The 21653-nt window shown below is 35.1% G+C and carries 24 protein-coding genes and 2 riboswitches; of the genes, 8 read left to right on the top strand and 16 right to left on the bottom strand.

Going from position 1 to position 21653, the window contains the following annotated elements; genetic code table 11:
* The 3 genes from K9V48_RS20520 to K9V48_RS20510 form a co-directional block, all read right to left on the bottom strand.
* On the bottom strand, positions 1 to 832 hold an 832-nt coding region (locus K9V48_RS20520; protein WP_224141016.1), incomplete at its 3' end, for an MFS transporter.
* Positions 833 to 1201: 369 nt separating this feature from the next.
* The gene (locus tag K9V48_RS20515; RefSeq protein WP_224141015.1) at positions 1202 to 1360 is read right to left on the bottom strand and encodes a hypothetical protein; all 159 of its coding nucleotides are present in this window, start codon (positions 1358 to 1360) and stop codon (positions 1202 to 1204) included.
* 27 nt (positions 1361 to 1387) lie between these two features.
* On the bottom strand, positions 1388 to 1585 hold the full coding sequence (locus K9V48_RS20510) for a DUF2187 family protein (protein WP_224141014.1): 198 nt from the start codon (positions 1583 to 1585) through the stop codon (positions 1388 to 1390).
* 192 nt (positions 1586 to 1777) lie between these two features.
* Here K9V48_RS20510 and K9V48_RS20505 point away from each other — a divergent pair, with 192 nt between their 5' ends.
* The 4 genes from K9V48_RS20505 to K9V48_RS20490 all read left to right on the top strand — a co-directional run bounded on the left by K9V48_RS20505 (position 1778) and on the right by K9V48_RS20490 (position 4458).
* Positions 1778 to 2428: a TetR/AcrR family transcriptional regulator gene (locus K9V48_RS20505; protein ID WP_224141013.1), complete on the top strand. Its 651-nt coding sequence runs from the start codon at positions 1778 to 1780 to the stop codon at positions 2426 to 2428.
* A gap of 56 nt (positions 2429 to 2484) precedes the next feature.
* Positions 2485 to 2667, top strand: coding sequence for a hypothetical protein (locus K9V48_RS30025; RefSeq protein WP_438803909.1), 183 nt, complete (start codon positions 2485 to 2487; stop codon positions 2665 to 2667).
* A gap of 219 nt (positions 2668 to 2886) precedes the next feature.
* Entirely contained in the window at positions 2887 to 4155 is a 1269-nt protein-coding gene (gene iscB, locus K9V48_RS20495) for an RNA-guided endonuclease IscB (protein ID WP_224141012.1), read from the top strand.
* Positions 4156 to 4191: 36 nt separating this feature from the next.
* Positions 4192 to 4458, top strand: a complete 267-nt coding sequence (locus K9V48_RS20490; RefSeq protein ID WP_224141011.1) for a RelA/SpoT-related domain-containing protein — start codon at positions 4192 to 4194, stop codon at positions 4456 to 4458.
* Between the two features lie 12 nt (positions 4459 to 4470).
* Here the strand turns inward: K9V48_RS20490 and K9V48_RS20485 are convergent, their stop codons facing one another.
* From K9V48_RS20485 to K9V48_RS20475, 3 genes are all read right to left on the bottom strand, one after another.
* Positions 4471 to 4836, bottom strand: a complete 366-nt coding sequence (locus K9V48_RS20485) for a winged helix-turn-helix transcriptional regulator (RefSeq protein ID WP_224141010.1) — start codon at positions 4834 to 4836, stop codon at positions 4471 to 4473.
* A gap of 228 nt (positions 4837 to 5064) precedes the next feature.
* The gene (locus tag K9V48_RS20480) at positions 5065 to 5610 is read right to left on the bottom strand and encodes a shikimate kinase (protein ID WP_224141009.1); all 546 of its coding nucleotides are present in this window, start codon (positions 5608 to 5610) and stop codon (positions 5065 to 5067) included.
* Positions 5611 to 5943: 333 nt separating this feature from the next.
* Positions 5944 to 7233, bottom strand: a complete 1290-nt coding sequence (locus K9V48_RS20475) for a uracil/xanthine transporter (RefSeq protein ID WP_224141008.1) — start codon at positions 7231 to 7233, stop codon at positions 5944 to 5946.
* A gap of 554 nt (positions 7234 to 7787) precedes the next feature.
* Between K9V48_RS20475 and K9V48_RS20470 the strand changes: the two genes are divergently transcribed.
* From K9V48_RS20470 to K9V48_RS20460, 3 genes are all read left to right on the top strand, one after another.
* Complete coding sequence (locus K9V48_RS20470; RefSeq protein ID WP_224141007.1) at positions 7788 to 7919, top strand: FbpB family small basic protein; 132 nt, start codon at positions 7788 to 7790, stop codon at positions 7917 to 7919.
* Positions 7919 to 8305, top strand: coding sequence for a sporulation protein (locus tag K9V48_RS20465; RefSeq protein ID WP_224141006.1), 387 nt, complete (start codon positions 7919 to 7921; stop codon positions 8303 to 8305). Before K9V48_RS20470 ends, K9V48_RS20465 begins: the two co-directional genes overlap by 1 nt.
* 228 nt (positions 8306 to 8533) lie before the next feature.
* Positions 8534 to 8809, top strand: a complete 276-nt coding sequence (locus K9V48_RS20460; RefSeq protein WP_224141005.1) for a YkvA family protein — start codon at positions 8534 to 8536, stop codon at positions 8807 to 8809.
* 142 nt (positions 8810 to 8951) lie between these two features.
* Here K9V48_RS20460 and K9V48_RS20455 read toward each other — a convergent pair whose 3' ends face one another.
* On the bottom strand, positions 8952 to 10778 hold the full coding sequence (locus K9V48_RS20455; RefSeq protein ID WP_224141004.1) for a potassium transporter KimA: 1827 nt from the start codon (positions 10776 to 10778) through the stop codon (positions 8952 to 8954).
* Positions 10779 to 10917: 139 nt separating this feature from the next.
* Positions 10918 to 11065, bottom strand: a riboswitch (cyclic di-AMP (ydaO/yuaA leader).
* Between the two features lie 192 nt (positions 11066 to 11257).
* Here K9V48_RS20455 and K9V48_RS20450 point away from each other — a divergent pair.
* Positions 11258 to 11392 (top strand): hypothetical protein, encoded by a 135-nt coding sequence (locus K9V48_RS20450; RefSeq protein WP_224141003.1) that lies wholly within the window; start codon positions 11258 to 11260, stop codon positions 11390 to 11392.
* Between the two features lie 126 nt (positions 11393 to 11518).
* Here K9V48_RS20450 and K9V48_RS20445 read toward each other — a convergent pair whose 3' ends face one another.
* The 9 genes from K9V48_RS20445 to K9V48_RS20405 all read right to left on the bottom strand — a co-directional run bounded on the left by K9V48_RS20445 (position 11519) and on the right by K9V48_RS20405 (position 21637).
* Complete coding sequence (locus tag K9V48_RS20445) at positions 11519 to 11692, bottom strand: twin-arginine translocase TatA/TatE family subunit (protein ID WP_224141002.1); 174 nt, start codon at positions 11690 to 11692, stop codon at positions 11519 to 11521.
* Between the two features lie 28 nt (positions 11693 to 11720).
* Positions 11721 to 13985, bottom strand: coding sequence for a protein translocase subunit SecDF (gene secDF, locus K9V48_RS20440; protein WP_224141001.1), 2265 nt, complete (start codon positions 13983 to 13985; stop codon positions 11721 to 11723).
* Between the two features lie 291 nt (positions 13986 to 14276).
* Positions 14277 to 14621 carry a hypothetical protein gene (locus K9V48_RS20435; protein ID WP_224141000.1) on the bottom strand — a complete coding sequence of 115 codons (345 nt, stop codon included), beginning with the start codon at positions 14619 to 14621 and terminating at the stop codon, positions 14277 to 14279.
* Positions 14622 to 14905: 284 nt separating this feature from the next.
* Positions 14906 to 15835 carry a manganese-dependent inorganic pyrophosphatase gene (locus K9V48_RS20430; protein WP_224140999.1) on the bottom strand — a complete coding sequence of 310 codons (930 nt, stop codon included), beginning with the start codon at positions 15833 to 15835 and terminating at the stop codon, positions 14906 to 14908.
* A 220-nt stretch (positions 15836 to 16055) separates the two neighbouring features.
* Positions 16056 to 16577, bottom strand: coding sequence for a cupin domain-containing protein (locus K9V48_RS20425; RefSeq protein WP_224141017.1), 522 nt, complete (start codon positions 16575 to 16577; stop codon positions 16056 to 16058).
* Between the two features lie 39 nt (positions 16578 to 16616).
* Positions 16617 to 17816: a NupC/NupG family nucleoside CNT transporter gene (locus K9V48_RS20420; protein WP_224140998.1), complete on the bottom strand. Its 1200-nt coding sequence runs from the start codon at positions 17814 to 17816 to the stop codon at positions 16617 to 16619.
* 313 nt (positions 17817 to 18129) lie between these two features.
* Positions 18130 to 18231: riboswitch (purine riboswitch) on the bottom strand.
* A 244-nt stretch (positions 18232 to 18475) separates the two neighbouring features.
* Positions 18476 to 19366: a 50S ribosomal protein L11 methyltransferase gene (locus tag K9V48_RS20415; RefSeq protein WP_224140997.1), complete on the bottom strand. Its 891-nt coding sequence runs from the start codon at positions 19364 to 19366 to the stop codon at positions 18476 to 18478.
* Positions 19367 to 19809: 443 nt separating this feature from the next.
* A complete protein-coding gene (locus K9V48_RS20410; RefSeq protein ID WP_224140996.1) occupies positions 19810 to 20532 on the bottom strand; it encodes a Crp/Fnr family transcriptional regulator in 723 nt (240 codons plus the stop codon).
* 184 nt (positions 20533 to 20716) lie between these two features.
* Entirely contained in the window at positions 20717 to 21637 is a 921-nt protein-coding gene (locus K9V48_RS20405; protein ID WP_224140995.1) for a peptidylprolyl isomerase, read from the bottom strand.
* Positions 21638 to 21653 lie beyond the last annotated feature (16 nt).

Below are 21653 nucleotides of genomic sequence, written 5' to 3'. Positions count from 1 at the left end.
CTAGCAAAATCCCAAACAACATAACCACTACGACTGGTTGGCGAAGCAGACTAGTCGCTAGCTTGTCCATAGATGCTGAAAGCGAAAGCATTTGCAATGGTCTATTTCCTTTGATTACTGGCCAATAGTCACGTAATTTTGTTTCTGTCGTTTCCTCAGCTAGCCCATAATATTCTTTACGGTCTTTCTCTGAAATACCGATGACAGCTAAAATGGCAAATACTCCAGCAAGAATAAGTCCAAAACTATTTAATTCAGTAAATAAAGCCAAGTTAAATTCACCGTGTTTTGCCATTAGGTAAGATGAAACGAAAATTTGACCACCTGTAAACACACCTACATTATAAATCCCGTCAAAAATTGCATAAAGCGGACGTTGCTTTGGGTTATTCGTCAAAGCACTTTGCGCTGCTTTTGTCACACTCGTTTGAAGTGAATAACCAATTTTATTTATGACTAACATGGCAACAAAGAAAACTAATTGTAAAGAATCCGGTAATAAATGAGTGACACTGTATACAGCTATTATAGTACCTGCTGAAATGATATTACCTAAAATAATCAGCGGTCTGAATTTACCAAACTTTGATTCTGTTTTATCAATAATATAACCTATCGTTGGATCGATCAGTCCGTCAAATACGCGAGTCGCCATTAAAATTGTACTTATTAACATTACTGCGAGCCCAGCTATTCCTGTTGCGTAATAAGAGACAAACCCTAAAATAAACATATGAAGATTTGTTGATGTGTTATTTAATGTAAAAAAACCAACTTGCCATAATTTTGCTGTGTTATAGCTATAATCCTTTTCAACTGTTGAAGTTGACATATGCTCTCCCCTTTTCCTAAAATCCCTTTTTTGTAAACCCTTTCAAAATTCCGCCACAGCCTAACAGAACACGCTTACATTTATTTCGTATCTTACTCCCCCTGTTGACCTGTCAGACTAGCAAAAAGATACTTCCTTATTCCTTATTTCTTTTATTTTGTTTACCTTACTAACTATCTATTTATCATAATAATTGTAAACGCTTTATTTATCAACTCTTTTTTTATATTTTTAAGGACTTTTTTGCTAGACAACAAAAATAAGGCATAGAGTAATGGTATGAAACCATTACTCTATGCCTATTTATTCGAATATTCCGTCTTTTATTCTTAAATGAATTCCTAAAATTATCTAAGTTCACTAAAATAGTCAATTTTCACTTTTTAAAAGCTTATCACTTGCTATCGGTAACGTAATAACTTTTCCGCCTATTTGTACATGGATGGTATCTTGAAAGATAGCTTTTACAATGCCTTTTAAGGAGATTGTTGCATCAACAGTAATTGTATTTTTTGAATCAGCCGTCATACTACTCACGCCTTCCTAGTTAAATTATCATTGATTAATAAGTTGATAGTTTTTGTGGGAAACGACAGTTAATGGGGTTTCCACATTTATTCCTTCAGCATCGTTTTTGCTAATACTTACGATGACACTTTCCTCTCTTACTTTAACGACTTCACCAACAATAACTAATCCACTTCGTTCAAACAGGACCTTATCTCCTTCGTTTGCAATTTTATCTGCTGCCATTTTGTCATTACCCTCCATTTTTTCTTAAGACGATAACTTCTCCCTTTAGTTTAGGGGGATTACATAGGGAAGGAGAAGATCTTCAACATGAATGATAATACAAGTATTACACCTCCATGTTGATGTGTCAACAAATATGAACTTGAGTTCATGTTTGTTTATTTTATGTTATGATACTAATGAGGTGATACAATGTCTGTGCATGAAGATGAGTTACTAGTTGGAAAATATCCTTATGTACCAAAGCAGAAACGAGCACAGCAAAAAAGAAGTGCCTTGCTTGAAAGTGGGCGAGCTTTGTTTATCGAGAAAGGATATGAACAAACCAACGCAAAAGAGATTGCATCACATGCCGGTGTTGCAACAGGAACCTTTTACAGATACTTCTCTGATAAACGACAGCTAATGATGTCTCTACTTGAGGACCAAATGGAAAGCCTACTACCACCAGAGCCTATTTGGCCAAATGTTGATCCAGAAGCCTTTTTGGCAACACTTTTGGAACAACATTTCCAACGACTTGACAAGCTCGGATTGTATCGGGTATTACCTGAATTGTTACTAAAGGATGCTCAATTTGCTGAAATACTAGCTGAAGCAAAAAGAAAGATTCATACTAGAATTCATTTGAGTCTAATACACGCAAAGGAATTAGGGATTATCTGGGATGATTTAGATTTAGATACAGTATCCTGGGCCATCATGGTCTTATCTGAGAAAATACCAGAAAAACAACAAGAAAGTGGTAAACAATTAGATTATCATGATTTGTCTAAAATCATTTGTCGTTTTGTATTCCCTCCAGAAGTTCTAAAACAGTTAAAAAGCGAAGGGAAAAATTAAAAAAATCGATTAGAAGTACCATTCAATATAAACCGTTAAGAGAGGACTGCTAGCTTTTGAATACAGATTACATTGATCTAACTGATTTAAAAAATATAAAAGTTGAAATGATGAGATTTTTGATGGCGTATAAATTTGCATTAGATGAAATGAATACGAAAATACAAATTTTACAGGATGAATTCAATTATATTCATGACTATAGCCCAATAGAACATGGTCAACTACCCACCACTTAGCTAACACTTGAAGTGGGGCTTTTAAAAAGTCCTAGTTGTCTAGCCTAAGTCCTTCGAGGACTACGTTATCCTTCATGTAGAAACCTACGGATGATTCCCTAGTCTGTAGCTCTTTCGTGGCTCTCTAAACAGTTCTGAGGGGAAGGAACAGTGAACCACAATGTGAAGGTTGGATAACATTGGCGAAGGGAAACCACTCCTAGAAAGGAGGAACACTTGATGTTAGTGTTCGTACAAAATAAGCATGGAGAAGCACTTATGCCATGCAAACCACAAAAAGCAACGAAGTTACTCAAAAGTAAGAAAGCTAGGATGGTAAGCTACAAACCCTTTACGATACAACTTCTGTTTGGTAGTAGTGGCTACAAACAACCTATCAAGGTTGGTGTAGATCTAGGTGCAAAACATACGGGAGTAGCGGTTACTACCAATGACCAAGTACTTGCTAAAGGGGAAATAGAAGTACGTCAAGATAGTAAGAGTTTATTAGAAACAAGACGTACTTATCGAAGAAGTAGACGTAATCGTAAATGCCGTTATCGAAAACCACGTTTTGACAATCGTAAGCGACAAGAAACATGGCTACCACCTAGCATAAAAAGTCGATTATATAATACGTTTCACTGGATAGATACGTTTTTATCCCTTGTACCCTATTCTATGCTAACGATAGAGGGTGGTAAGTTCGATATTCAGAAAATGATAAACCCAGAGATTCAGGGAGAAGAATATCAGCAAGGACAAACACTTGGCTATCACGATGTAAGATATTTTGTCTTCGCAAGAGACCAATATACGTGTCAAGTGTGCAAGAAAAAAGGCGGTATTCTGAATACTCATCACATCGTATATCGTTCGCATGGAGGTAGCGATCGAGCCGATAACTTAATAACTGTATGTACGGATTGTCATACGCATGAAAATCATCAAATGGGTGCGATCCTGTGGAGATGGATGGTGGAAGGAAAGAAATTGCCTACTTTCAAAGAAGGTACGTTCATGAACATCTTCCGTAAACGAGTATTCACAAAGTACCCCCAAGCTAACATGACATATGGGTCAGTCACCACGCCACGAAGGAAAGAGCTCGGCTTAGACAAAACCCATGCCAATGATGCGATTGCGATAAGTGGGATTCAATCAATTAAGAGCAATGAGGCAATTCGTTTCAAAATCAAACAATTTCGTAAAAAGAAACGTTCTTTGCATGAAGCGACTGCAAGAAAAGGTCGTAAAACCAAGAATGTTACGAGCAAGCGTAATGGAAAAAATACGAAACAAGTCAAAGGATTTTATCTTAATGATCAAGTTCGAGTGTATGGAAAAGTTGGTTTCATCACTGGCTTTACAGGCACAAGCATGGCTTACATCAAAACAATAGATGATGAATATATTCAAAAGCCAAATAAGTCTTACAAACAAGTGAGTCTCAAAGACTGTGAGCTTCTATCACATAACAATAATTGGCAATTCGTTCAAAACCTTTAGGCCATCTCCTAACCGAAATTCATCCCCTCCCTATCGTTGGGCTGTGCCCTTCACACGCTTGAGGAAAGGGACTTCTTTCGGAATACTATTAAAAAGAATTGCCTTCTAACCCTTCAATCGATAAAAGAAAATATAAGAGATATTGTAGGAGTTAGAATTACTTGTTCGTTTATTTCCAATATTTACGAATTAAGTGAAATGCTCAAAACTCAGAAAGATCGAAACTTGGCAAAGTTGATAGAAACGAAAAAAGGTGTAAAGCAATGGATATTCCATCTCTTTACGCCTTTTTCGTATTTATAAAGTGAAGTAAGATTATTTAACAGCTGTTTCTTTTATTTGTGTATGTTCTAAATATTTTGAACGGTAATTTTTACCCCATTCATACATTGATTCAAGAATAGGCATTAATGAGTGGCCTTGATCAGTAAGTGAATATTCTACCTTTGGAGGAACAACTGGATATACTTCACGATGCACGATTAAATCTTCTTCGAGTTCCCTTAATTGATTGACAAGCATTCTCTGCGTTATTCCAGGTATTAATGCTTTCAATTCACTGAATCGTAACGTACCAACCTTTCCCAGATGCCACATGATCAACATCTTCCATTTCCCACCAATTACATTTAACGTCAATTCTTTCTCACAGTTAAATATTTTTTCATCGAATCGTCCCATGTCCATCACCTCAATCCTCATTATACCTCATAGTATACTTTTAGGCACTATATGTTCTTTTTGTATGTAGTTTGAACTTTATTCAATTCACACTTTCCTGTAACTTTGTGCAATCTGTATCTCCTTCTGGCTAAACTACAAATCCCCCCAAAATGGATGTACAAAAAAACCATAACCCATATGAATTAGGTTATGGCGCAAACTTTCATATCAAAACTATGAAAAGAATTAATCATATATTTCCCAAGCTGTTTTTAAAGACTCAACAATAAAATCTGCCACATCTTCGACCTCTTGGTTATCTGTTTTGATTTTTGAATGGTATAAAGAATAGATTTCTTGTCTTTCATAAAACAGGGTTTCAATCTCCTCTAAGGTTTTTCCTTGTAGAACGGGACGACTATCGATAAGTAAACTGATTCTTTCCTTCCAAGAATCCCACGATAAGTCTAGGAAAAATACAAGACAATTCGTTAAACAAATGTTTCGAATTTCTTCTTGTAAAAATGCTCCTCCACCAACTGAGATAATTTTCAAGCTTTGCTGAGAATAGTCACTAATCATGCTTTTTTCTTTTTCTCTAAACACTTTTTCGCCTACAGTTTTGAAAATCTCCGAAGTTGGCATATTATATTCCTTCTCAATTTCCTTATCTATATCAACGAAATCTCTATATAATTTTTTAGCTACTCGTTCTCCAATCGTGGTTTTACCGACGCCCATGAAACCTATAAAAACAATACTTTTTTCTCTAAGAGACATTTTATTTCTCATTAGCGAGCCTCTTTCGTTATTTTTTTTAATTTCTAAAAATGGGGTTTTATATAAACATGACTTATCAAGCTCAATGAAGATGTTGTCCCTTCACAACAAATGGTTAGTTGAACTTGTATAAGTCTTTGATAGACAGCATTCATCCTCAATTAGCCTTGACTAATTTATACCTTAAAGTGAGGGTTTTACTGCTTAATAGTCCCCAAAAATTATCTTAATGTTCAAAAATTAATACTTAAAATTATAGTATAGAATACACGTTTTGTAAAAAGGATTTCGTTCATTGCAGTATATTATAAAGCGTAAATGCGGTGAAGATTGTTACATTTTTGCTCAATCCCCAATCTTTTCCCAATGAATGAGCTTTTCCAACATAATAGACAAAAGCACGCCAGAAATAAACCCATTCGCAATTAAAGGTTGAAGATAAATTGGGAAGCTAGAAAACAACTCACTATCTAACGTCATGATACAAACACCCACTAACACTGGGATTGCTAAACGAAAGATTGTTTTGGATGTAAAGTTATAGCCGTTTAAGCTTTTTAATGATGTGCCAAATAATTGGATATAGGCAACAAATAAGACTGCATTCCCTACTGTAATCGGCAATGTCGCAAGTAGTGAACCTAATGCTGGAATAATTCCGAGCAGAATCATCAAGCCACCTCCGATAAGAAACGGTTTCTTAATAAGAATTTTTGTACTTTCCAAAAAGCCAATTGATGAAGCAAATGGTGCATATGAAATTAGACCAAATACTGGTGCAATTGCTGCGTATATTCCTGTTAATAAATATGAGCTTTTATATTGCCGATTCGTTGGTTTTTCATGATAAAGTTTCGATATTGCTACAATTGATGCAGAAGTATTACTCAAATTTATTAAGCATCCTAGAAATGTAATTACGATAATTCCCAGCTCTAAGTTGGGCTGACCAAGAGGAAATAAATGAATTGAACTCGTTTTACTAAGGTCAATTGCTTCTGTTGAAAACAAGAAAAAATAGCCAATCCATCCTATTACGATACCTAGTAATATCGAAAAGTTCCCTATTATTTTATTTCCTACGATATTTAGCAAGCTCACAAAAATGACAATTCCAAAAGAATAGAATGTAATCGGTAGATCTAGTATCCCATCTTCATTTATCTTTAACATTCCTCTAAAGAAAATGATAATCAGTTGAAACGTGAGGAGAAACAGATAAACACTCATCACCATTGGTGTAATGACTTTATGGATAAGAGGAAATAAATTACAAATCGATAAAAGAATCGTAAATGCTCCAGCTAGTAAAAGGCCTGTCGCTATCCCCCCTCCAATTTCCGGGAAACTCATACCTAGTGAAGAGGCCGAAGAACACAAATTTAGCACAAGGCCCCAAATCACACCTGAAGGACCTTCCATAATTGGATAGCGATGTCCAATAAACCCTTGGAGCATACAAGCCACACCAGTAAAAATAAACGAGCTTCGTTGGATCGCCGCAATTTCAGTTGGAGATAAATCAAAAGCAACTCCGATTGAGATTGGTACGACGACAACATTCGCAAAAATAAAAAACAACCATTGTAATGAAGCAAATGTTGTTAATGATATTCCTAATGTCGTTTTTACCATTTTCCACTTTTCCTCCTGTAAATTCATCCCGTTTTTAGCCGGAAAAACTACCTCAATCGCCAGACCTACACTCATCCGATTGATGCAAGCTGAATCCTTGTCAATTACACTAAGCACTAACAATAAGCCAAAAACTTATCCTTTCTTATCGAATTGTCCAGTAGGAAATTCTTAACCTTACTTTTTATTTATTTGATGTAAATATTGGTATTCAAAAGAAGGCACCCCCCTATTATAACGATTATTGTAGCGTATCAGTATCGATTAATTAACAAATCTGTCACAGCCCTTTTAATAATTCTATTGAAGCTTTCATCAAAATACCTTATAATGAAATCAAATAATAAATCGTATCTCCTAAAGGGGAGTAGCTTTAACAATAAAGTCGTCAATTCAGAAATTTCCATTTCTCGGCTTTATCGGCAACACATCGTTGTTAGCAAGACCTTTACCGAATGGTAAAGGTCTTTATCTTTTTATTAACCTTTACCGAATCAGGTAAAGGTTTTTTATGTGCAACTTTTATTTAGGGGAATGAAAAAGGAGAATTCAACGTGAAAAAACTTTCTTTCGTACAATTAATAGAAAAAAATAAAGAGGAACTTCTTAAAGATAAGAAACAGCTAGCAAAAATTGAAAAACGACTTGATCAAAAAATAGTTAACCAAAATAGAGGGGAAAAATAATGATACTGAGAAAATATATGTCACTATTAGGTGTAGGTTCTGCAAATATTGACCTAATTCTACCGAAGGAATCATATCAACGAGGAGAAGTGATTAACGGATATTTCACGATTACAGGAGGAACAATTGAACAACAATTAAAGCGAATTGATTGTGATTTAGTGATGCACGATCATGCTACTCGTCAAAAAGAGGTAATAGATACCACAACCATCTTGTCATCAAAACTTATTCAATCTGACGAATGCAATCATATCTCATTTTCATTCATGCTTCCCGAAAAGCTTTCGGCTTCATCAGAGGAAATATCCTATCATTTTAGAACAAGAATGACCTTTAATGAAGGTGTTGAAAGTAAAGATTTGGATATTATTCATGTAGTCTAGCCAGTAAGGAACAAAAGCGCAAGCACCCGTTCAGCGACGTATGAACTGGAGCACTCCGTATGAGATAAAAGAAAAACGAAGAGCGAATGCGATTCGATGTTGACTTAGCGTATAAGGAGGGTGAAGTTCACTAGTCGCTGGGCGCTTGCGCTGGATGTCGTGCGCTTAGCCACAGTACAAGAATTTTATAAATTCCTGGTAAGCAAAAAAGATACGAGGAGGATTCGTTTGTTTAACTATTTCAAAAGAATCAAATTCATCCTAAAGTTTTGGAGATTCATTCCATTCTTAAAAGAGTTCTTTTTTTCAAGGGAAGTAGCGGTGCAAAAAAAGGTAATCGGGCTATTATTAATACTCGCATATGCCCTCTTTCCTTTTGATTTAATCCCAGACTTTCTATCTCTCATTGGGATTGTAGATGATGTAGTGATTGCGACATTTGTTTTAGAAAGAATGATTAACATGGCTCCTGAGTCACTAAAGGATAAGTATAAGCTGAATTAACAAGCCTCATGTTCATACTTTAGCATCACCATCTAAAGCAAAACCTGTTTAACAATGGCCTTTGCTATTTACATTTCCAAAAACCAAAAACCTCCTATTTACGAAAATAGGAGGTTTTTATTATTATTTTTAAAAAGTACCATTATTCCTTAAGATGAAAAGGAACAGTAGTTACGATAACATCTCTTCTATAAAGAAGGATTGCACGAATCAGTAAACTGGACTGATTATGAAGAATATTATGCCAGCTTTTCTTAGGTATAAACTGCGGTATTAATACAGTTACCCGATAATTCGATTCACTGGCTTTATGTTCAACGATATCAATAAATTTAGTTAACGGCTGAATAATACTTCTATAGTGGGAATGTAGTGTCACTAATCGAACATCAGGCTGCCACTTTTTCCATTTTTCTTCAAAAGCTTTTTCATCTTTTCGCTCAAAGGACACATAAACTGCAATGATTTGATCAGCCGACAGTGATTTTGCATAGTTTAGAGAATTCTCAACCACGTGAGTAATTCCAGCTACAGGCACAATAATGACGTTTCCCTCTATAGGTGTAGCTGGTTCACAAGTTGTTATCCTTAGTTGGTTCCCTACCGCTTCATAATGGTTTTTAATTCTATGAAAAATAAAAACAAGCATTGGTAAAAAGATTAATACAGGCCATACCTGACCAAACTTGGTGATAAAGAATGTTAGCATGACTAGAAAACTAATTAATGCCCCAACTAAATTTACAATTAGTTTAACAATCCACCCTTTAGGTTTTTCACGAATCCATTTTACCAACATCCCTGTTTGAGATAATGTGAAGGGAATAAACACACCTACCGCATAAAGTGGTATTAATTGTTCCGTTTGGCCTTCAAAAGCAATGATTAACAGAATGGATGCGACTCCGAGAAAAATAATTCCATTTGAATACCCTAATCGATCACCTCTAATTGTAAACATTCTTGCAATATATTTATCTTTGGCAAGATTAAACGCAAGTAATGGAAAAGCGGAATACCCTGTATTCGCTGCAAGAACAAGAATCAATGCTGTTGTTCCTTGTATGAAAAAATACATGAAATTCCTTCCAAATGTTTCTGATGCAATTTGTGAGACCACCGTTTCTTCTACTTTTGGTGATATTCCAAAGTAATAAGCTAAATAAATGATCCCCGAAAATAATATGGCCAGTAATATACCCATGGCCATTAATGTTTTTGCAGCATTTTTAGGACCAGGATCTTTGAAGTTAGGAATAGCGTTAGAAATGGCTTCTACTCCGGTTAAAGCTGAACTCCCAGATGCAAAAGCTTTTAATAACAAAAATAAAGTGATACCTGTTACTGGTGTGCCAATAGGTGCATGTAAATCTGGTGAGACACTACCAGTAACAATATGATAAATCCCCACTCCAATAAGGATAAATAACGCTAACACAAATAGATAGACTGGATAAGCCAAAACAGTTGCTGACTCTGTTATTCCCCTTAAGTTTAAAATCGTTAAAAACATAACTAAGATACATGCAATCAATACATTATATGAATGTAAGTTTGGAAAAGCAGAAGTAATCGCATCCGTCCCTGCCGACACACTTACCGCCACGGTCAGTATATAGTCGACTAATAAGGACCCTCCTGCTATTAAACCTGGATTTACGCCAAGGTTTTCCTTCGAAACGACATATGCTCCTCCACCGTGTGGATAGGCAAAAATAATTTGCCTATAAGACAAAATAAGCGCCAATAAAAGAATTAACACTCCAATAGCAATCGGAATTGAGTACCAAAACGCAACCGTACTTATTGTAAATAAAACAAGTAAGATTTGTTCAGGTCCATAAGCAACTGACGATAATGCGTCAGAAGATAAAATAGCAAGAGCTTTCTTTTTATTAAGTTTTTGCTCTCCTAATTCTGTTGATTTTAGGGGCCGACCGATTAGAAACCTTTTTATTGCTGAAATCACTAGTGCACCACCATAACTATAAGATTTTTCTTTTATTTTCCGTGATAATGAAATGTAATCAGTAATTTTTACGAAAAAAAGTCCACAAGGCATAGTTAATAGCCCTGTGGACATTAGTTATGATGTCTCACCTGCTCCACCTTCCTCTCATAACGCTTACGGAGTTAGCTGTCGGGTTCAGGACAAAAGAGTATCCTTACCTAATAAAATAGGATTCACCCCAAGAGGATAAAAGATCCACACAAAAATGGGTCCCCCGTTCCTAAAGGATTAAGCGATTCGAAATATGAAACTGATGTTATCTTACTCCTATGATTATCATATGTAAATAGGTTAAAGGTTGTTGGTCTAATTATTTTTTTCAAAAAAAGCATGAGACGATATCATACTTATTTCCATTATGCGAAAAACCATGGAATTGAATAATATTCATTAAAAAGTTCAGAATATATATACTAAAGTGAAGATAGGTGGATTGTATGTCGAAGAAATCGAAACCCTTATTATCAGAAGAATTCTTAGATGAGATAGCTAGAGAGATTAACGAACTTTATGGTGAACCCAATAACGAACAAAAGGGAGATCTAAATGACACCGATGTATTAGAAAAATGAAATTCCCTTCCAATCTAACGCGGAGCACTTATCCATCATATACGTATTTTTTTCTAAAAAACCAAAAATACACAGAGGTTCACTACCCCTGTGTATCATTATCACAACATCTAACTAGAAGCTAAATTATCTTCCCTCTTTATCCTTACCTTCCTCACTAAAAACCCCATTCATGCCTTTTTTAAATTCATTTAACGCTTGCCCTGCAGCTCTTCCTAATTTAGGAAGCTTTGCCGGACCAAAAATAAGAAGGGCTACAATCACTATTAGGGCTATTTCGCCAAATCCTAAATTACTCATCTGCTCATCCCCTCCGTACTTTTATCTTCTAAACTTGCGGTTCATCCGAATATGTTCTTTTTTCTTTAAATGTTTTGATGACACCTTTTTTCTTCAGTTCCTTATGTTTCCACTCTACCCATAATTGAGCTGCAATGAAAATCGAAGAGTACGTTCCTACAATTAAGCCAATGAGTAAAGCAATTGAAAACGGGCGAATTGCCTCACTCCCCCAAATTAATATCGAAAGAACTGTGATTGCGACCATCATTACAGTGTTAACCGAACGGCCTAATGTTTGCCGTAAACTTGTATTAACCACTTCAACGATATCTTCATATGTCTTCAAATACCTTCTTCGCTGCATATTTTCACGCATTCGGTCAAAGGTTACGATCGTATCATTTATAGAATAACCAACGACAGTCAAGAGCGCTGCAATGAAGGTAATATCCACCTCAAGACCTGTAACGCTAAAGAATGGAATGATGATAAATGTTGCATATAAAAGTGCGATTACGGCTGACACTGCCATCCGGAGTTCAAAACGAATCGTAACGAAAATAATCAAGCCGATAACAGAAATGAGGAGTGCATTCAAAGCATTTTTCGCCAGTTCTTTACCAACGGTCGGCGTCACACTACTTACATTTGGTTCTGAGCCTAGTTCCTTGCTAAAGTGACTCTTTAAAGTAGCGATTTCTGCTTTTGAAAGAATTCCTTTATATCGTGCAACAGCTATATTACTGTTTTCTCCTGATATGACAATATCATCTGTAGGTAATTCAAGCTTTTCGAGTTCTGTTGCCACAGTTTCCGTGCTAAGAGCATGATCAGCTAGCAACTCAACCCTTGTTCCACTCGTAAAGTCAATCCCAAGATTTAAACGAAATACAAACAAGCAGACAATTCCTAAAAGGAGGATGACTCCTGAGAAAGCAAAAAACTTTCTACGATGCTTAACAAAATCAAAACGATCAAACTTTGTTGGGAGATCAAGCGTATCGAAGCTTTCAGAAATAGGGTGAATTTCCTTTTTCTTCACGCCAAACCAGCTTGGTTTTTTATTAAAGATTTTACTATTTACCCAAAGACCCAGTAACCATCTTGAAAGATAAACGTTTGTCAAAAAGCTCCCTAGAATACCTATAATTAAACTTGTTGCAAATCCCTTTACAGAACTTGTCCCATAAAAGAAAAGAACTGCTGAAGCTAAAAGAGTCGTTAAATTGGCATCAGTAACTGCAGAAAACGAGCTTTGGTTCCCCGCTTTAAATGCAGCTTGGATTGATTTTCCTACCTTAATTTCCTCTCTTATTCGTTCATACGTGATGATATTTGCATCTACGGCCATACCAACACCTAAAATAAGTGCTGCTATACCTGGCAAGGTCAATACGACATTCATCCAATCAAAAATGAGAATTGTCAAATAGCTGTATACCGTTAACGTAATCGTGGCAATAAAGCCAGGAAATCTGTAATAAAAAATCATAAATAGAAAAACAGCTAATACTCCAATAATGCCCGCAAAAACAGTTTTGTCCATTGCTTGTTCACCAAATGAGGCTCCTACCGAAGTCGAGTAGATTTCATCAAGTTTAACAGGTAATGCACCAGCATTAAGGATGTCAGCTAAATTTTTCGCTTCTTCTAGTGAAAATTCCCCTACAATTGAAACAGTATTCTGATTGAAAACTTGACTCACAAATGGTGAAGAAATATATTTAGGATCTGCCTTAGCCGATTCTGCAATAAATGAATCCTTGCCTTCTTCATAATCAAGCCAAATAACTAATACGTTATTAGGAGTTAAATTAACGATTTCCTGTGTTACTTCTTTGAATTTTTCAGCACTTTTCAATTTAATTGAAACACTTGGTTTTCCATTCTCATCAAAGGTTTGTTCTGCCCCACCCTCTGCGAGATCAGCACCGTCCATCATTATCCGATCATTGAAATCACGAAAGGAAAGATTTGCTTCAGTTGATAAGATCTCTCTCGCTTCGTTTTGATCTTCAACACCTGCTAATTGGACACGGATGCGATTTTCACCTTCTATTTGTATGTTAGGCTCACTTACACCTAAAACATTTATACGTCGATCTAGAGCTTCTGCCGTAGCTGCTAGTGCCTTTTCATCAATAACTTGACCTTCTTTAGCAGGTTTAACCTCATAAAGAATTTCAAAGCCACCTTGCAAATCCAGGCCTAACTTAATATTACTTAAGGTGTCTTTTGATGTCGTTACCATCAAACTAGTAAAAACGATAAGAAAAATTAAGAAGGCGACAATTCGATTTTTTTTAACCATTTAATAAAATTCTCCTTACATTCACCAATGATATTTTTTTACTATAAGTATTTGATAGGGTAAATAATGCGAGATTATACGGACAGTTATCCCCTACTTCTCTTCCTTATTTCCTTGAATGATGAGGCAGGATTTTACTGCTCGTTATGATTGAAAGGACCTTATGTTCTAAGGATTCATCTTATTGCAATCATACACTTGATTAAATCTATTTTGATTCGATTAATTTGAATCTTTAACATGCATTTTTAATTATTACCCTGATTTTTGTCTATTTAATTAGCTATTATTTTAGGAAAGATAATTGGATTGGAATTTCTTCACAACAAAAAATGGCTTATCATGGGGAAGATATTCAGTATACAAATGTAAGAATTGATCATTTGTCATTGTATGTTTCGCACGATGAACATGACTACTAAATGTCCCTAGGGTCTTTGTTATTAGCAGTTCAAGAAATGATGCTGTTTTTACAATTTGGACTTTATGATCATTCATTTTTGGGGTAAATGATGGTTCTTCTACCTGAACAAAATGGGATTTGTCATTTAGATGTAGAACAGGTGAAATCAACATTAAATTAGCAATTAATAATGAAATACTCAATTGAAGCATGCTGTTCCACCTTTCCATCATTTTCTTAATCCCCGTTATTATACTATAAGTGAAAATAAAATCATATTAGCTTGCTATAATAACTCGATCATCCTTATGATATAAATTCTGTTAGGAAAAGAAAAGCGCCTTGATCAGCCTCAGGCAAATAAGACGCTCTTGAATAGAAGGTGTTTTTCACCTTCTATTCAAGAGGGGCTAGGACGCTTGCGCTGGACAATTCTCGAAGCCTAAAACTTATAAATTCTGATATCGCAAAAAAGCCACAGCACCTTTTGAAAAGGCCTGTGGCTTATGCAATCAGCTTACTTTGCAAATGCTTCCGTTAATACAGGAACAATTTGCTTTTTACGTGAAACAACACCTTTAAGAGTTGCTTGGTTGTTGTCTAGTTTTACATTAAAGGCTTGCTCTACTTTGCTTGCTTCATTACCAATTGCAACTGCAACTGAATCGTTTGTTAAGATATCTGTTACAACAAATAAGAAAAGATCTAAACCTTTTTCAGCGATAACCTTTGAAAGAGCTGCTTCAATGTCTGCCTTATGTACAAGAACATCGTTTGTATCAACAGCGTTTACTTGAGCAATTTCTACTTTACTTGATCCCATTGGGAATTCTTTTGCATCAAGTGAGATTAATTGCTCAACAGATTTATCGCTTAAATCTGCACCCGCTTTTAACATGTCTAAACCGTAAGTATCTGCATCTACACCAGCAATTTCAGCTAATTCCTTTGCCGCATCTACATCTTCTTGTGTGCATGTTGGAGATTTGAATAATAGCGAATCAGAAATAATTGCTGACAGCATTAATCCAGCAGTTTCTTTCTCAATTTGCACTCCATTTTCTTTATACAGTTTGTTAAGAATTGTCGCTGTACATCCAACAGGCTCAGCACGGTAATACAATGGGTCACTTGTTTCAAAGTTTGCAATACGGTGATGATCAATGACTTCAAGAACGCGAACTTCGTTAATGTCATCAGCACTTTGTTGACGTTCGTTGTGATCGACTAAAATAACTTCCTTCGCTTCACTAGCTACTTTTTCAACTAAACGTGGTGCATCCTTCTTAAAGTAGTTAAGGGCAAATTGTGTTTCACCATTTACCTCGCCTAAGCGTACTGCTTCAGCGTTTTGACCAATTTTGTTTTTTAATTCAGCATACGCAATAGCAGAACAGATTGTATCTGTATCCGGATTTTTATGACCAAAAACAAGTACTTTTTCCATAATTAATCTCCTTTATCCAATGAAATATACTCTATCATATCATATTTCTATCTTATAAAATAACCATCTAATGTGAAAAGATTAAATTTAATTTAATAAATTGATAGGAATACTCTGTTTAATGATTTTCTTGGCTATAAAATCTACATTTTTTTCACAACCAAAAAGCCAACCGACATCCTAAATTGTCGGCTGGCCTCTTGCAAACTGAAAATTTCCCCTATTCCGGAATTTTTTCGTATGCTAGCTTCATAATTATATCCTTGTGTTGAGGATATTGAGATAAAAGGTTGTCCTGGGTGAAAAGTTCAAAGTCTTGAAAATCAAAGCCTGGAGAAACCATACAACCCACAAGAGAAAATGTATTCTCTTCCATAACAGACGACCCAAAGATTGAATTTTTCGGAACTAGCGCTTGGGGTACTTCCCCTTTGTCTAGGTTTATCCCTAATTTAATTTCTTCATAGTCTCCATTTTCATGAATGATATGAATCGTTAATGGACTTCCAGCGTGATAATACCATAATTCATCTGATTTCAATCGATGAAAATGGGATACATCTTTAGACGTTAATAGAAAGTAAATACTTGTATAAAGTTTCCGCTCGCCCTCAAAGTTCACAGATAATTCTTGATCTGATGTACGCTCCGAAGATTCGAACGTTCTTTTATAATATCCTCCCTCTGGATGAGGCTCTAGTCCAAGTGTTGCTACCCAATGTTGTGGGTCATTTATTTTCATCATACTATTCCTCTCTATCAAACAAAGTGTATTTAAAGATTACCAAACGAATAAGCCAACAACCATAGCTGTTAAACTAGATACTAAAATACCACTTACTAGTAATAACCATGTATGATCCGCAATAAATTTGGTTTTTTTATCACCAAATAAAGATTTCATTGTTCCAAGAATAATACCGATTGTCGCGAAGTTACAAAATGAAACAAGAAATGTTGAAATAACCGCTTCCGTATGAGCATTTAAGCTAGAGATGATGGTACTTAAATTAGTCATGGCAACAAATTCGTTTAAGACAATTTTCACGCCCATTAATTGACCAATTGTAAAAATTTGCGATACTTCAACCCCCATGAAAAAGCTTATTGGTGAAAAGATTACGCCAAAAATATTCTCAAGTGTAAGCTGATCATGTATTAATCCTAAGAATGTGTTAGCAGCTGTAATAAGGGACACAAATCCAATTAGCATGACCGCAATAATTAATGCCAATTTACCACCTGTTAGCATACTAGTAGAAATCATATCAAAGAAATTTCCTTTTTCAGATTTAGGTGGTGAATAAACAATATCTTCTTCTTTTGTCACAGTATAAGGATTGATTAAAGATGTAATAATTAATGTCCCGATTGCATTCAAAGGAATCGCAGTTAACACGTATTTCGGATCTAATATTTGTAGATATCCACCGAGCATTCCCGCACTTACGCAAGACATACTAATCATAGCAACCGTTAATAGTCGCTTATCATCCATTCGATTCAATTGATCGCGTGTAACCGCCAATGCCTCATTATTTCCTAAAAACATAACTTGTATTGCATAAAAACTCTCAAATCGAGGAGTTTTCGTTATTTTAGAAAATACCCAGCCGAACCCATTAATAATTGCTGGTAAAATACCGAAGTAAGTTAATATATCAAAAAAGACCACGACGAAAATAATTGGCATCAACACATTCATGAAAAACGTGAAAGTTGAGCCATCAAGAGGTGCAAAGTTACCAAATACAAAATTTATCCCAGTCATAGAACTGTTGATTAACCATAGGAAGAAATCAGAAATTAACGTAATTACTTTTCCTCCAATATCAGTCGACAACATAAACCAAGTAGTCGCTAGTTGGATAACAAACAAGATGATAATTGGCTTAAATGCGATCTGTTTTTTATTAAATGATAAAAGTAAACTAAGGCCTAATACTAATAAAATCCCAATAACATTAATAATAAAATACATAATTGTTTTTACTCCTTTGTCATGTTCATAAACTGACAATTATTTGATTTCAAAAAACGTATGTAAAAACCACGTTGTTTTACCTGTAAAAAATTCTTTACTATTCGAGCATCTCTTCCATTATTTTCCTTATATAATGACAAAAAATAGTTCTTTCAATCCTTCCATTTCATTTCATGTAGCTTTGTTATCTAAATCAATATACTTTACTACAAAAATAAAAAAACCAAGAAATGTTGCACACTACTAAATGAGTGAGCAATATTTCTTTGGTCCCAATTTTTACCGACCTATTTCGTTTAGGCAGATCAAGCATAAGTATATCGCTACCCATAGTCAAATCCTTAATGGGGATTCGGTAGAAACTTGCAGGCCATATCCCTGCGATTATATGAGTGAAAACTATTATTTTTTTTTGAACCCTTGAATTATAACAACGATCTTTCCATTTGAAAAGATATTTCAATATAATTAATAATTATTAAAGAAGAAAAACTTGTTACTGTACTATGCCTCCACTCATTTAATCTTTTGGGACACCCCTTTTTTTGTAAAATCCTTAGATTGAATAGAGTGGATTCAGACGACGTATAAATCGGTATATATTATATACGTAAAGAAAAAGTGTCAAATTCTCGAGTGAATTTGACACTTTTTCTTTACGCTCTTGTAAAATGAATTGTTACCCATTCTTTTGTTTGAGTCTTCTCTTTAATTAAAAATCCACCAATCTGGAATTGTTCAATTAATTGGTCAATATGCCATTCTACAAGTCCTGAGATGATGAAGTCATTACTATTTTTTAAAAGGTCATGTTTCTTCAGAATACTCATCGTTTCATTAGCGCCAATATTAATCAAGATATAATCATACATATCATCAATCGTATAATCTCCAGTTATTAAATCCGCTTGTACAACTTCAAGATCATTCGTTAGATTATTTAGTTCCGCATTATGATAAAGCTCTCGAGCTACCTCCTCATAATCCACAGCAACAACCTTTTCAGCACCTTTAAGTGAAGCCGCAATTGTTAACATACCTGAGCCAGTACCAAGGTCAAGTACACTTTTCCCGGTAAGATCTTTTTCTAAAATCATTCGCAAACAGCCTTGTGTTGTTTCATGGAGTCCAGTACCAAACGCGGCTAATGGGTCAAATTTTAGGATGTTTTTATCCTGATATTGATTTTGTGAATTTGGATAGACAATGATCCATCCATTTCCTAAATCAATATCTTCAAACTCGTAAGACTGCTCCCATACTGTATCATTGTGTGAAGTATAGGTAATCTCATTCCGTGAAATGGAAAGAGTCGTTTCTAGTAATGAATAATAAGCTTCAGGTAAGTTTTCTACCTCTAAATCACTTGCATAAATTTTCAAATCCACGTGCTGATCTTCTTTTTCTTCATATCCATACCCATTTTGAACTTTAATAATTTCAATAGGGGATTCATAGTACAAATGGTAAATCCCAGCAGCATTTAAGTCGTCTGTATATTGGTCCACCTGTTTATAAGGGATGTTTATTGTAAATTCATGTAACATTGTTTGATTCCTCTCTGCATGTAATTGCTAGCAATATGATAATTTGTCTCTACACAGTTTATTATAGATTGAAATGGGATAGCAAATTGTTTTTAATTTTTATTTAGGTTTGGACCGGTAATCGTGAAGGATTATCGTAGTTGCTGTTTAGTACCTGCTAGATTGCACTCAGGAATTCCACATATAGGGGGATTTTTCCGCCAAGCCTCGGATTTCAACCCCAAGGAGTTTTTACTCTTCGCATAGATTGAACCACTTTTCGGGAGAATTGAACCAGTTTACTCTTTATTTGAACCACTTTTATTCTTTTTTGAACCAACTCTTCTTTTCTTTCCAGCTGCTTTTTCCGCCAAGCCTAAAAAATGCCACCATCTTCAACTATTAACTTTAATAAAAAAAGCAAAGCCATAACTTCAGCTTTGCTTTTTTCTATTATTCATTTTTTACAGCCTGCACGCTTGTAATGGACAATCCTCACAGTGGCAGATTTGACGGAGACCCGCTAGATTATATATCGTTATGTATCCTTTTTCATAGTGAATGAGCCCATCTCTTTTTAATTGATTGATCATTCGCGTTACAGTTTCTCTTGGTGTACAAATTAAATTAGCGATTTCATCGTGGGTGAATTTTCTTGTAACCTTCCAAATATCACCTTCTCGGATTCCATATGTGTTGGTCAACCGAATAAGGACAGATGCAAGCGCCCCATTTTTACCAAAAAACATTAAATCACGAAGCTTTGTTTGTGTGAGCTGCTGGGCAAGACGAATCCATTTTGTAAATTCGAGTGAAATGTCACGATTCTGCCAAAGTAGTTCCTCGATATGAACCTTTTCGATCACCCCAACAACCGAATCGTCCATAGCTTTTGCACTCTCCATCACACCATGTTTTTCACTAGACATATAGTCTCCGAACATATCATCAGCTTCAAAATAATTTAATGTCAGTATCTTTCCATCCTCAGTACACTTATATAATTTGACCGTGCCTTCTACAATATAATAAAGATGATCAACAACATCCCCCACATGAAATAAATGTTCTCCACTTTTCACATGTACTTTCTTCATTTTTTGCTTAAGCAAATTAATGCTTTTAGGAGAAAATGGATGTGTATTTACAACTTTTTTATTCATCCTCGATAGAATAGTTGCTGTCAATTGCATCGCCTCGTCATTTCTTTTTCTAATTAACAATGAACTCATTTTATATCTGAAGATTCGTTAAATCAATGATTAAAAGAGGTATTTTGTGGAAATATATATAATTTTTATAGCGCGTGTTGAAATTAAACATTTTGAACACTTAAAAACGGACCCTATCAAAGGTCCGTTTTCATGTCTCTTATTCTTTTGTTTCTTCTGTTGCAACTGGTTCTTTTTCATCTTCACTTAAATAATTTTTTATGTCATATTCTTCTTCTTTCTTATCTAACCATGTTGGATATTCAGTAGCAATTTTTTGATCGAATAATAAGCCTTCAATTTGTTCTTTGCTATCCTTAAAGTTTGCTTCAGAAGCTTCCTGAATTTCATTTACTTTAATAATATGATAACCAAATTGAGACTTAACTGGCTCACTGATTTCGCCAACTTTCATTGAAAAAGCTACTTCTTCAAATTCTGGAACCATTGCTCCTTCACCAAAGAATCCTAGCTCTCCACCTGATTGTGCTGATCCATCTTTTGAATATTCCTTCGCTAATTCTGCAAAGTCTTCACCTTTATCTAGCTTAGCTTTTACTTCTTTTGCTGTTTTCTCATCATCTACTAAGATGTGACTTGCATTAACTTCCTTCGCTTTTGCAAATGATTCTTTGTTTTCATCAAAATATGTTTGCATTTCTTCTTCTGTAATTTTAATTTGCGGTTTCAGTAGCTTTTCAATTTCAAGATTTGTTTTCATATCTTTTTCTAAAAGTTCCTGTGTTAACCCACTTTGCATAAGTGTTTGATCAAATGCTGTTTGTCCACCATATGCTTCGACTAGATTTTTCATTTCTTCATCAATTTCTTTCTGTGTAACAGAAACGCCTTCTTTTTTAACCTCTTGTTCAATTAAGCTTTGCGTAATAAGAGTATCTACTGCTTTTTCACCATTTTGATCGACGAAATATGTATATAGATCATCCTTTGTAATCGACTCACTTCCAACCTTTCCTACAGCTTCGCTTCTGGTTGAAATAAAAATGAATACAGCGATTGCCACTACTACAAGGGCAGCAAGAATAATAAGTGTCTTTTTACTAGCCAATATTTTCTCCATCAGTTTATGTCTCCTC

It is taken from the genome of Metabacillus rhizolycopersici (assembly GCF_020075705.1).
The sequence above is the reverse complement of the archived record's forward strand: the minus strand, read 5'-3'. Positions and strand labels throughout refer to the sequence as shown.